Annotated in this window: 10 protein-coding genes; 8 read left to right on the top strand and 2 right to left on the bottom strand. The window is 50.2% G+C overall.

The features are described from left to right. The 4 genes from H8S75_RS13760 to H8S75_RS13745 all read left to right on the top strand — a co-directional run bounded on the left by H8S75_RS13760 (position 1) and on the right by H8S75_RS13745 (position 4,925). Entirely contained in the window at positions 1 to 1,434 is a 1,434-nt protein-coding gene (locus tag H8S75_RS13760) for a serine hydrolase (protein ID WP_187022106.1), read from the top strand. Positions 1,435 to 1,495: 61 nt separating this feature from the next. Continuing rightward, a complete protein-coding gene (locus tag H8S75_RS13755; protein ID WP_187022105.1) occupies positions 1,496 to 2,353 on the top strand; it encodes a nitroreductase family protein in 858 nt (285 codons plus the stop codon). A gap of 176 nt (positions 2,354 to 2,529) precedes the next feature. Then, a complete protein-coding gene (locus H8S75_RS13750; protein ID WP_187022104.1) occupies positions 2,530 to 2,916 on the top strand; it encodes a BlaI/MecI/CopY family transcriptional regulator in 387 nt (128 codons plus the stop codon). Further along, positions 2,916 to 4,925, top strand: a complete 2,010-nt coding sequence (locus H8S75_RS13745; protein WP_187022103.1) for a M56 family metallopeptidase — start codon at positions 2,916 to 2,918, stop codon at positions 4,923 to 4,925. Before H8S75_RS13750 ends, H8S75_RS13745 begins: the two co-directional genes overlap by 1 nt. 105 nt (positions 4,926 to 5,030) lie before the next feature. Here the strand turns inward: H8S75_RS13745 and H8S75_RS13740 are convergent, their stop codons facing one another. Then, the gene (locus H8S75_RS13740; protein ID WP_187022102.1) at positions 5,031 to 6,635 is read right to left on the bottom strand and encodes a response regulator transcription factor; all 1,605 of its coding nucleotides are present in this window, start codon (positions 6,633 to 6,635) and stop codon (positions 5,031 to 5,033) included. A gap of 28 nt (positions 6,636 to 6,663) precedes the next feature. Beyond that, the gene (locus H8S75_RS13735) at positions 6,664 to 8,469 is read right to left on the bottom strand and encodes a sensor histidine kinase (protein WP_187022101.1); all 1,806 of its coding nucleotides are present in this window, start codon (positions 8,467 to 8,469) and stop codon (positions 6,664 to 6,666) included. Between the two features lie 256 nt (positions 8,470 to 8,725). Here H8S75_RS13735 and H8S75_RS13730 point away from each other — a divergent pair, with 256 nt between their 5' ends. From H8S75_RS13730 to H8S75_RS13715, 4 genes are all read left to right on the top strand, one after another. Next, complete coding sequence (locus H8S75_RS13730) at positions 8,726 to 10,093, top strand: ABC transporter substrate-binding protein (RefSeq protein ID WP_055652703.1); 1,368 nt, start codon at positions 8,726 to 8,728, stop codon at positions 10,091 to 10,093. A 101-nt stretch (positions 10,094 to 10,194) separates the two neighbouring features. Beyond that, on the top strand, positions 10,195 to 11,115 hold the full coding sequence (locus tag H8S75_RS13725) for a carbohydrate ABC transporter permease (protein WP_002604185.1): 921 nt from the start codon (positions 10,195 to 10,197) through the stop codon (positions 11,113 to 11,115). 14 nt (positions 11,116 to 11,129) lie between these two features. Beyond that, complete coding sequence (locus H8S75_RS13720; RefSeq protein WP_187022100.1) at positions 11,130 to 11,957, top strand: carbohydrate ABC transporter permease; 828 nt, start codon at positions 11,130 to 11,132, stop codon at positions 11,955 to 11,957. Positions 11,958 to 11,988: 31 nt separating this feature from the next. Next, a complete protein-coding gene (locus H8S75_RS13715; protein WP_187022099.1) occupies positions 11,989 to 13,167 on the top strand; it encodes a glycoside hydrolase family 88 protein in 1,179 nt (392 codons plus the stop codon). Positions 13,168 to 13,169 lie beyond the last annotated feature (2 nt).

Here is a 13,169-nt window from a genome sequence, read left to right as displayed (position 1 = left end):
ATGCGGCATAAAAAGAACATTTGGAGTTATTTTGTACTCTGTATGGCAGTGGTATTTGCGGGCCTCATGCCCACGACAGCGTACGGGGCGGCAGACTGGCCGTCCGAAGTGGCCATCGAGGCGGATGGCGGAATCCTGATGGACGCGGAGACCGGAACGATCCTTTATGGAAAGAATATCAACGAGGCGTATTATCCGGCCAGCATCACGAAGCTACTGACGGCTCAGGTAGTGCTGGACCGCTGTAAACTGGATGAAACGGTGGAATTCTCACAGAATGCGGTCTACAACGTGGAACAGGGGAGCAAGAGCCTGAGCATGGATACGGGAGACCGGATGTCGGTGAAGGACAGCCTGTACGGCCTGATCCTGCATTCTGCCAATGAGGTGGCCAATGCACTTGCGGAGCATGCGGCCGGAAGCACGGAAGAATTTGCAAAGCTGATGAATCAAAAGGCAGAGGAGCTGGGCTGTACCGGGTCTAATTTCGTCAATCCCAGCGGTTTAAACGATCCGGAGCATTACACGACGGCATACGATATGGCATTGATCGCCCGGGCGGCGCTGAATTATCCCGAGATCGTTGAAATCATGGGGACGAGAGTCTATAAGATTCCGCCCTCCCAGAAGGCTCCCGAGGGACAGACAATCTCGCCTGGTCACAAGATGCTTAAGAAGAACGATGCCGCCTATGATTCCAGGGTTTTCGGCGGGAAAACCGGATTTACTTCACTGGCCGGCAACACGCTGGTGACGTATGCAAAGAAAGACGATATGACGCTGATCGCTGTCATTTTAAACGGCCATCAGACACATTATACCGATACGAAAAAGCTGCTGGATTTCGGTTTCAGCCGCTTTCAGTCCATGAAGCTTACCGACTATGAAGGCAGTCTCGTACCGGAGAATCATCTGACCTACTCGGATTCCAATACGGATCAGTCGCTTCTTCTGCTGAACCAGAACAGCCGGATCGTGCTGCCGAAGGAGGCGGATCTGTCTGCCGTCGTTCCCATTGTGAGCTATGATGAGACGTCCCTGACTCCGTCGGGAACCGTGGTCACGGTGAATTACTTATACGGAGAGCGGACGGTCGGCCACGCCTGGATCACCCCCAATCCCGCGGTCAGGAGCCGTCTCACCAGATCCGCCGTTCCCGAAGGCCTGTCAGACCAGGCCGCCTCCGGCGGGCGCTTCCGGATGAATCTGTCCCGCGGCTGGCTCCTGGCGGCCGGAGCTTCCGCTGCACTGGCCGCCGTCGCATGCGGTATTCTCTTCTTCTTAAAGAGGCAGAAAATCAGGGAGGCGAGAGCCGCGGCCGTGAGAAAACACCGCCGAGAGCAGTGGATGCAGGAATCCGGCTGTTCGGCGGAAGAATTCGAGGCCCTGCTTGCCAAACGTAAGGGCTCTTCCGGGAAGAAGCGCAGGCATTAATCTTGCCTGCCAGGAAGGGTAGTGTTATAATAAAAAAGAATGACAAAACAAGGAGGGCAATATGGATTATAGAAAAGCGGCGGAAGCCAGAAAATCAATCAGAGAATTTACGGACAAACCAGTATCCGGTGAAGTGAAAGCAGCACTCACAAAGTATTTTGCAGAATGCAGGCGTCTTGTACCAGATATCAAAACAGACATTGTTATACTTGATGGATCAGAATGCGGCCAGCTTCAGGGGAATGCCGGATACGAAGGCCTTACGTTCGAGGCGCCGGCCTACCTGCTTCTCCTGTCGGAAGTGAAGCCGGGATATCTTGAAAACGCCGGCTATATGAATGAAGATATGATACTTCACATGACCGACCTGGGACTCGACAGCTGCTGGCTGACGGTTGACGACGATCCGGCGCTTCGTGCGGCGTTAAAAATTGGGGATGGCAAAAAGGTAGCCGCCGTCACAGCCTTTGGCTATGGAAAAAAAGAGCGAAGCTTAACGAGACTGCATATCAGAAGTATTTCCGATGTGGATGTCATCACGAGAGAGGGCCATCTCGCCCCGAAGATTTCCCTTGCACAGATGGTATACGGCGATGCATGGGGAAAAGATGCCGATTTAGATGAGATGTATATCGATGACGGTCTCAGAGAGGCCTTATATGCGGCAAGCTACGCGCCTACCTTTTTAAACCGCCAGTCCTTCCGCCTCCTTCTGGCAGATGGAAAAGCAATCCTGGTGAAGATGATGGACTCCATGACCGGAGAAGTCGACGCCAGATTAAACTGCGGGGCTGTCATGCTGAATTTTGCGGCGGTTCTCGACGAGCGCCGTCCATTCCCGACAGAGTGGACCATCGGCAGTTTGAACGGGTATGAGCTTCCGGCAGATTGTGAGATCGTCGGATACTGCAGTCTGTAACAAAAAACCATATTTTCTCTGAACCATATCAGTGATATCAGCAGGCCGGGACGACTTTTATGCGTCCCGGCCCTTTGTGCATTCGGCCATTATTTCCACAATTGTGTTGACATTAATGACTACATGATGTAATATCAAAGCATGACTACATCATGTAATAAAAAAGAGGTGCTATTATGGAAGAGATACAGGGAATGTCCGATGCGGAAAAAGAAATTATGGAAATTATCTGGAATAGCGGCGGATCCATCTATATCGCCGAGCTGTTAGAAAAAGCAGAAGAGAACGGGCGGGGCTGGAAGCGGACCACGATTCGCACCTTTATCACCCGTCTGATTGAAAAGGGATTTATCATTTCCACCCGCCGCGGCAGAATGAGCGAATATAGGGCTGCGGTGACAAGAGAAGAGTATCTGTCAGGGCAGGCCCATACGTTTGTACGGGAATATTTCGGCGGCAGTGTCAAGCATCTGCTCACCTCCCTGTTTGGTCAGGAGCAGCTGGACTCCAAAGCGGCGGATGAGCTGCAGCGGTTCTGGGAGAAGTGTAAGGAGGAGTCCTGATGCAGAAGCTTTTTTACCTCTACTTATCCGTTTCTTTATCGGCCTCTGTCATTATCGCCGCACTGTTCCTGTGCCGGCCGCTGTGGAAACGTCGGTTCAGCAAGTCATGGCAGTACTATATCTGGCTGCTGGCTGTGGTGAGACTGCTGATTCCACTGTCCCCGCATCCCGGCATGATCGGCCGCGCCGCCGATTGGGGCTCGGAGCGTCTGGCCGCAGGCGTCTCTGCTGTCATGGCTCCCGAAGATCAGATTTCTACGGATCCGGTTTCTCCAGTTCCGGTTTCTACGATTCCCGTTTCTCCGATGGATGATGGATACGCGCAGCCCGATGACGAGATGTCTGACCTGGAAGAACCGTTCACGGCAGGCGATTCCGGGCCGCAGAAGCCTTCCAGTAATCCTGTTGCAATAGCCGCCGTCGGCTCACGGGCGTTTTCCTTCCTGTGGGTCATCTGGTTTATCCCCGCGCTGCTGATTTTCTGCCGCCAGATATTCGCGTACCGCAGATGTTTAAAGCTTCTCCGGTCGGTCTCGGTGTCCGCAGAAGACACCGCGGCCGCCGGAATCTGCCGCAGTGTGGCGCTGGAACTGAAGATTCGGCGCAGGATCCCGGTGTATTACTGCAAAGAAACGTTTTCTCCCATGCTGGCGGGGATTTTAAAGCCCTGTATTCTGCTTCCGGAGATCGACCTTATGCCGTCTGAGCTATACGATATCTTCCGCCACGAGCTGATTCACTACAAGCGGAAGGATATTCTCTATAAATGGCTGATCCAGCTTGCTGTCTCCATCCACTGGTTTAACCCGCTCGTCTATTTTATGCGCCGGGAATGCGATCACGCGTGTGAGCTTTCCTGCGACGAGAAAGCGATTTCCGGCCTGTCCGCGGAACAGCGGATGGCCTACGGCGATACGCTCCTTTTCTCTTTGAAGGGAACCGGAACGGCCGGACACGCGGTTTCCATGCCGCTCTGTGAAAATACCCATATGCTTAAAGAAAGACTGGAGGCTGTTATGAAAACAAGAAAGACCACAAGAATTCAAAAGATGGCATCGCTCATGATAACCGCACTTTTAACCGGTTCACTTCTGGCCCTCGGCGGTTTTTCAGCAGGAGCGCAGGAGACAGGCCTGCAGATACAAAAAAGTTCAGAGAGGAAGGATGCCTGGCTCAACGACTCAACGAATCCCGAAAGCAAAAAATGGCGGCACAGCTTTAAAGTCACAGGCTTTTTCGTAAACAAGTACGGAATTCGTCTGGCGTGGAACAACGATTCCTCCCTGTATCAGACAACCCGCCAGGTCACGGCCGGAGAAGTATATACGGTGTCCTTTATCGAAGAGATGAAACAGTATGCAGATGATCCGGAGGTTCTGGAAGCCATTCGTCTGGCCATTCTGGAGGAACGCAAGACAGAAGAGAATTCCACCAATCAGTGGGTCACAAACTTCATCATGACGAATCCGGTCGTGGTGGGAGTGGACGGTCCCTATCGGGAGACATACGATGAGCTGGCCGTTAAATTTTATGAAGGAAATAAGTTAGACTACTATTCTGCTGTGCTGGAAAAAGCATCGAAGAAGACGCAGAACACGATGATCGACCGGGCTTATCAGGAGAAGAATATTCCCTGTTTCAGTCTGTCAGATAAGCTTCTGACGACAGAGGAGAGGCGCCAGTATCTGAAAAAAGCCTATCAGGATGACCAGGTCCCATTTTTCAGCATTCTCATGGATGAGGCAGACGGGGATCTCTTAAAAGAGACAGGAGAGCAGGCGTATCAAGATGAAAAAATCTCTTTCTTTTCCATCCTGTTTTCAGATTTCCCCGAGGAAGACCAGATAAAATATGCATACCGGGCCTACGAAGACGGACGGGAGCAGGTTTTCGCGATCGCCGTAAAAGCCTTAAACTCCTATCAGTGTGAGGAATTGGCCAAACGGGCCTACAGGGAAGGGAAGAAGAGTTTCCTGTTCCTGATCCCAGGCGCTGACGACGACTTCTAACTGCAATATCCCGAAAAAAGCGGGGGCGTCTCCAGTCCATACTGCAAACGTATGGTACCGGAGACGCCCCCGTCGTTTTATGAGACAGGTTTTACGAGCCGGTTTTCACGAGGCAGGCGTCCTGTTTTCGTGTTCTCTTGGCGAGATTCCCGTCACTTTCTTAAATACCTTGCTGAAATAATAGGGGTTATCAAACCCCAGCATATCTGAAATCTCATACATCAGATACTGGTGAGTATCGATCAGTTCCTTGGCATGTTCGATTTTCACCGTGGCGATATAATCGGACAGGGTGCTGCCGGTCAGCTTTTTGAAGGTATTGCTCAAATGGCCGGCGCTGATATTCAGACTGTCCGCGATATCGGCCAGGGTCAGCTTTTCCATATAATGCTCGTCCACATAGGCCCTGGCCTGCTCCACCAGCTTGTCGGAGCGGGTGGATTTGCGGTCATTCAACAGGCGGCAGAGCTTGCTGCAAAAGCTTTGAAGCCATGTCAGTATATCGGCCAGGCTGTTAAACTGATAGAGCCGCCCCGCCACATTGATGGCGTAAGGAAAGATATCGCCGTAGCTGTTGTCCGCACTCTCGAAATAGGAATACAGATACGTATAGAGGTTGATGCATGCGCTGGCCGCCTGCTCCTTGCCCGGCTGGTTTTCCTTAAACAGGGTGATGATCTGTTCAAAGACGGCCGCCAGCTTATCGCTGTCATTCTGCGCAATCGCGGCGGATAAATCTTTTTTGAAAATATTGATATTGAAATCCTTTGCCCGGCTCATGTGATACCTCTGCCCCTGGTAGAAGACCACCGGGGAGCTGGACTCGAAATAGTAGACTTCCAGCGCGGTCTGCGCCTCTGCCAGCGCGTCTGTTAGAAGCGGGATCTCAGTTTTCCTTGTACTCACACCGAATACGGCGCTGAACTCGAAATACGTCTTTAGAGCCACCGCCATCTTCTGACAGAATTCCGATACAACCGTCTCAAACACATCGCCGTCCTTTAAGGAAGCGGCCAGTAAGTACGTATCCGTCCGGAACTCCAGAAGCGTGTGGCGCAGGAAGGTTCTGGTGGCGATTCCGCCCAGGATATCCATCAGCTGTTTGCTGATCTGATGGAAATCGTAAGGATCGTCATCCGTTTCAAAAGCGATATTGATGGGACTTACAGAGAAGAGAAGAAGAAATGGTTCCGGATACTCCTCCTTCACCTTATCCGGCACTTCCGGGGCGTTCCCGGACAGCAGAAGCTGGCTTAAATAGTTCTTTGACAAATTCTCCTGATTGTCCTTTATCAGATCATTCAGCAGCTGGTGCTGCTTCTGGCTTACGAGCAGTTCACAGGCGTCTTTGGCCCGCGCCAGGGAGGCAGCGAGCGCTTCCTCATTCAAATCCAGCTTGACGAGATAGTCGGAGGCGCCCAGGGAGAGTGCCTTCCGAACGAGATGAAACTCCTCTAAATTCGTCAGTACAATGAAGGAGAAGGTACAGCCTTCATCCTTGCATTTCTCCACCAGCTCCAGTCCGTTTAACACCGGCATCCGGATGTCGGTGATGACAATATCCGGCTTCAGTTCCATAATCATATCGAAAGCGGAGGGGCCGTTGGTGGCCTTGCCGATGATGGTACAGTCATACTCCTCCCAGGTGATAAGAGATGCAATACCAGCCAGTATAAGCGGTTCATCATCCACGATAATAACTCTGTACATATTTTACTTTCCTCCCCGCGGCCAGCCTCTAAAATTCCAGCGGCAGCGTTATGGTAATAGTGGTATACTGATCAACTACACTTTCAATCGTAAGGCCGTAATCCTCGCCATAGACCAGCTTAAACCTGCGGTCTACATTGGGAAGACCGATGCCGCTCATGTTGCTGCGGGTGATTCTGGAGGTATCGGTCAGCAGTTTTTCAATGTTTTCCGGAGAAATGCCGATGCCGTTGTCCGTGACAGATATATGCAGGACACCGGCCTTAACCCAGACGCGGATCGTGATGAGACCGGTGCGCCCGCTGGGTTCAATGCCGCTGAAGATGGCGTTTTCCACGATGGGCTGCAGCGTCAGCTTGATGATCCTCGCGTCGTAGAGTTCCTCCTGATCGACAATAATGTCGATGTCAAACAGTTCAATATACCGAATCTTCTCAATAATAACATAATTTTGAAGAAAATCCAACTCCTGGCGAAGCGTGACCTTCTCGTTGAAGCCCTTCGCCATGTTCTTTAACAGCGAGGAGAGGGCCGTGACTACGGACACAATTCCGCTGTTTTTCTGCATGGTGGCGATCCATTTGATGGAATCCAGCGTATTATAGAGGAAATGGGGATTGATCTGCGCCTGCAGCATCTTGATCTCCATATCTTTTTTCTCCTTTTCACTTTCTACCCTGGTCTCTAAAAGGTTGGAGATGCGTCCAGACATCTGATTGATCTGCCGCCCGATCATACCGATCTCATCGTCCGTCTCAATGGAGTGATCCGGTTCGAAATCTCCCTTTGATATCAGCTCCAGGCGCTTCGTCAGACGGCTGATGGGCGCGCCTAACTGGCGGGAGATCAGAAGTGAGAGAGTGAGCCCGATGGCGATGCAGAAGAAAAATATGATCAGAACGGTTCTCCTGATGACGCCGTGATCCAGCTGCATCCGGCTCTCTGGCCGGATTTCAAAGAAAAGCAGGCCGCTGACCGGCTGCTTCGTATAGGTGATCACACAGTTTTCGTGATGGAGCTTCATCTGGTAATTGCCTTCCTGCTCTTTGGATGCCAGTAGGCTGGCAATAATAGGAGCGGTATCAAATTCCTGTTCTCTGTCGGTGGAGGCGATAATATCCCCGCCCTCGGTGACCGCGTATACGAGGACATCCGAGGGCAGACTTTTTAACGTGTCGGAGAACAGGGTGGGCGCGATCCCTAAAAAGACCCAGGATTCCTCCGGCTTGTTGCGTGCGCTGTACTGGAGGGGGCGGAGAAGCGGAAGAAGCTTCGGTACTGTGGGCCGGCCTTTGCCGGACTTGAACGGATTGTCCTCCAGCGAGAGGGTATATTGAGCGTTCTCTCTGTATAAAAGGGAGGAAAACCATGGGGCTTTCATAATGTTTTCCACATCCATGGACGCGCCGAAGGAATTCCCGGCCTGAAGGACGAGACCGTTATGGTAGAGAACGATTTTATTGATGTACCTGCTGTAACCGGAGATGGCACAGAAATCCCGGAGCACATCGGAGGCGTAGACGGCCATGGAGGTATTATAAGGCTTGTTTGGGCTGTCCAGCGTGGTGGCGAAGAACAGCGACTTGCGCTCCGCGCAGTTTAATACGATATTCACCATCTCATCGTATGCAACCTGCAGGCGTTCAGACAGGGTGCGGACACGGTTTGCGGAGTTATTGGTCTCGCTGATGATGACATCCTGGCAATAGGAGCGATAGTTATAGAAGCTTACCGCGCTCGCGATGCAGATGATGACCAGCATATTATATAAGATCAGTTTTTTCTGAAATGTCTTCGGCATTTTCCCGTTTTTCTGTCTCTCTTCTTTATTCATATTCCAACCCTTTCTCCACATTCTTATGGATATCATACTAATAAAACAGCAGGATTTCAATTGCCAGAAAGGCCTGATATGAAAAAAATACAAGAATCTGTAAATATTATATTTTTTCTCTTTCCCATTTCCCCAAATCAGAAAAATAGTAACAGAATTATAAAAATCGTTAATTTAACGGAAGGGAAAAATCTGGTATTCTTATGTCATCAAAGGAACACAAACAATTGTGATTCAAGAATAGGGAGGTTTTAACATGAAGTTAAAGAGAGTTGCAGCATTGACACTTGCAGCCGGTATGGTATGTACATCACTCGCAGCATGCGGAAGCAAGGACACAGCAACAAAGGCACCTGAGACGACAGCGAAGGAAGAGGGCACAACAGCGGCAGGAGCTGAGAGCAAGGAAGAGACCACAGCGGCCGCAAGCGGTGAGAAGCAGGTTCTTTCTGTAACCACATGGGATTACGATACAACCCCGCAGTTCTCCGCAGTAGTAAAAGCATATGAAGCAAAGAATCCAAACGTAGAGATCAAGGTAATCGACACTTCCGCAGACGAGTACAACAACTCCCTGGGAATCAGCTTATCCGCTGCTCAGGCCGATCCGGATGTTATCTGGGTAAAGGACATGGGCTCCATGCTTCAGATGGCAGACAAGGGCCAGCTGCTTCCGTTAGATGAGATGATCAAGGCGGACAATCTGGACTTATCCGTATACAGCGGTGCGGCAGAGCAGTTAATGTACAACGACACTACCTACGGACTTCCTTACCGTTCAGACTGGTACGTATTATATTATAACAAAGATTTATTCGACGCAGCCGGTGTTGAGTATCCTTCCAACGACATGACATGGAAAGAGTACGACGAACTGGCAGCAAAGATGACCTCCGGCGAGGGAAGTGCAAAGGTATACGGAACACATGACCATACATGGCAGGCGCTCGTTACCAACTGGGCAGTACAGGACGGAAAGCACACCGTTGTTGAGAAAGATTACTCCTTCTTAAAGCCATATTATGAGGAAGCACTTGCATTACAGGAAAATGGTTATATGCAGGACTACTCCACATTAAAGACAGCCAACATTCATTATTCATCTGTATTTAAAAATCAGCAGTGTGCCATGATGCCGATGGGCAGCTGGTTCATCGCAACCATGATGCAGGCTCAGGCAGAAGGCGAGACAGACTTCAACTGGGGCGTAGCAAGAATTCCTCATCCGGAAGATACAGAATCCGGCTACACCGTAGGTGCTTTAACACCAATCGGAATCAGCGCTTATACAGATCAGAAAGATTTAGCATGGGATTTCGTAAAGTTTGCATCCTCTGAAGAAGCAGCCAACATTCTTGCTGAGCAGGGCGTATTCACAGGCATCCAGACAGACGAATCCATCAACACCATCGCATCCGCAGAGTATTTCCCGGAAGGCGACAGCAACAAGGAAGCTTTAACTTATACACATTACGCATTTGACCGTCCTCTTGATCCGCAGATCGAAGAGATCCGTAAGCCATTAGACGAAGTACATGAGATGATCATGATCAAGGCTTACTCCATCGATGATGGTATTGCAGAACTGAACAAACGTGTAGCAGAAATAAAGGGCTGGAACTAATTATTAACAGGTTCCCATGACAGAAAGAGCGCCTCTGTAAACTTATTATAGTGAGCGCTCTTTCTTATGGGAAAAAGTGCAGAAGCCAGGAGGTATAATAAATGGAAGAGAAAAAAAAGAAAGGTTTTTCCTCGCGTCAGAAACGAGTAATCCGCGACAATATGGTCGGTTACGCGTTCATACTGCCGAATCTGATCGGTTACGCGATTTTCATCTTCATTCCCGTATGTTTTTCTTTTGTATTAAGTGTTATGAAATGGGATGCCTCCCAGGCTCCCATGGAGTTTGTCGGACTTGCCAATTTTGCACAGATATTTCAGGACGAAATATTCATGAAGTCCTTCTGGAACACCATCGAGTACGCACTCATGACGGTCCTTCCGACCCTGGTGCTTTCTCTGCTTTTGGCCGTCCTTTTAAACAATAAGCTGAAAGGAATCGCCATTTTCCGTACGGCAATCTATTTCCCATATATTGCCTCCATCGTGGCGGTGGGAGCTGTCTGGAACATGCTGTTTCAGCCGGATTTCGGACCGGTTAATGAGTTCCTGAAATTCATAGGAATTGCCAATCCGCCCCGCTGGGTGGTCGATGTGAATTGGGCCATGGTGGCCATTTCCATCGTCAGCATCTGGAAATACATGGGGTATTACATGATCGTTTACTTAGCAGCCCTTCAGGGAATCTCAAGCTCCCTCTACGAAGCGGCCAGCATCGACGGGGCCAACGGCTGGCAGAAGCTTCGTTACATTACGATTCCGATGCTGACACCTACCACATTCTTCGTCCTGATCATGCTGACGATCCAGTGCTTCAAGGTATTCGACTTAGTATACGTTATGACCGGCGGCGGCCCTGGCAATGCAACCAAGACCCTGGTCAACTACATCTATGAAAAAGCATTTACCAGCTGGCAGCTGGGGCCGGCAAGCGCAGGCGCGATCATTCTCTTCGCCGTTGTACTTGTCATCACGCTCGTTCAGTTCGCCGGTGAGAAAAAATGGTCTCAGGACTTAATGTAAAGGAGGGAAACGGTATGCAGACAAAACAGAAATCATACAAAGGTTTGATCTATATTTTATTAGTTTTACTGTCCTTATTCATGCTGGTTCCTTTCTACTGGATGGTGATTTCCTCCTTAAAGCTTAACAAGGACGTATTCTCCATTCCCATGAAATGGTGGCCGGATACCATACACTGGAACAATTACCAGATTATCTGGAAAAAGCTTCCGCTTACGACCTTCTTCTTAAATACTGCGAAGCTGACAATCTGTACCACCGTAATCCAGCTGTTCACCAGCTGTCTTGCGGCTTACGGCTTCACAAAGACGAAATTCAAGGGAAGAGACTTAATTTTCCTGATGTATGTTACTACCATTGCAGTTCCGTGGCAGGTATACATGATTCCTCAGTTCATTCTGATCTCCAAGATGGGCTTAAATGATACTCATATCGGACTGATCCTGATGCAGGCATTCTCCGCATTTGGCGTATTCTTAATCCGTCAGTTCTATATCAGTATCCCGGATGAACTCTGCGAGGCCGCCAGAATCGATGGTTTAAATGAGTTCGGCATCTTCTGGAGAATCGTTCTTCCACTGGGAAAACCGGCGATGGCGACCTTGACGATCTTCACCTTCACCAATGTGTGGAACGACTTCATGGGTCCCCTCATTTACTTAAAGACAAAGGAATTGAAGACAATTCAGTTAGGTATCCGTATGTTTATATCCCAGTATGGCGCCGACTACGCATGGATCATGGCGGCTTCCGTCTGTTCCCTGATCCCGGTTGTCATCGTATTCTTAAGCTGTCAGAAGTTCTTCGTGGAAGGCGTTGCAGCCAGCGGAATTAAGGGGTAAAATGAAAGGAAAAGAATAAGGAGAATAGACTATGGCACAGACCCTTAACACAATCCGGAATTATCCGGGCATGGAAGAGGGGATGACAACTACGGCGCTTAACGGCGCCGTAGCTGTTATCCGGGAAAACCTTCCGGTATTTACAGAGAAATTTCAGTCCTCCAACAGCTTCGGCGGCTTCTATGAGCCGACGGAAAATGTGGAATGGACCACCGGATTCTGGACCGGCTCGATCTGGCTGGCCTATGAGCATACCGGTGACGAGGCATTTAAAAAGGCCGCCGACATTCAGGTAGAAAGCTTTTTAGAGCGAATCGAGAAGAAAATCGACGTAAACCACCACGACATGGGCTTCTTATACAGCCTGTCCTGTGTGGCGGCTTACAAGCTGACCGGCAATGAGCATGCAAAAAAGGCGGCGCTTCTGGCGGCCGATCATCTGGCGGAACGCTACAGGGAGAAAGGAAACTTCCTTCAGGCTTGGGGAAATCCGGGAGAGCCTAAGGAGTACCGGCTGATCATCGACTGTCTGTTAAACCTTCCCATCCTTTACTGGGCGACGGAGGTGACCGGAGATGAGTCCTACGCACAGAAGGCGGAGCATCACATCAAAACCGCCATGAAATGCATCCTGAGACCCGATAATTCCACCTACCATACCCATTTCTTCGATGTGGAGACGGGAGAGCCCACTTACGGCGTAACCCATCAGGGCAACCGGAACGGTTCCGCATGGGCGAGAGGCCAGGCATGGGGCGTCTACGGGATCGCGCTCAGCTACCGCTATTTAAAGAACCCGGAATACATCGATTTATTCTGCCGTGTTACGGACTACTTCATCGAACATCTGCCGGAAAATCTCGTTCCCTACTGGGATTTTGATTTCGACACGGGAAGCACAGAACCGAGGGATTCCTCCGCGTCAGCCATCGCTGTCTGCGGAATCCTGGAGATGGCAAAGTATTTAGATCAGGAGAAGTCCGACCGCTATTTAACGGCTGCGGACCGTATGCTTAGGGCACTTGTTGATCACTGCGCCAACACGGACATCACGAAATCCAACGGGCTGCTGCTCCACGGTACGTATGCCCGGGATTCCAAGGAGAACACCTGCACGAACCGCGGTGTGGATGAATGCAATACATGGGGAGATTATTTCTATATGGAAGCCCTGACCCGGCTTTCGAAGGATTGGAAGTTATACTGGTAAAG

The organism is Hungatella hominis (assembly GCF_014288005.1).
GTDB classification, from domain to species: Bacteria; Bacillota; Clostridia; order Lachnospirales; family Lachnospiraceae; genus Hungatella; species Hungatella effluvii.
This window is presented reverse-complemented; position numbering and strand designations above follow the sequence as displayed.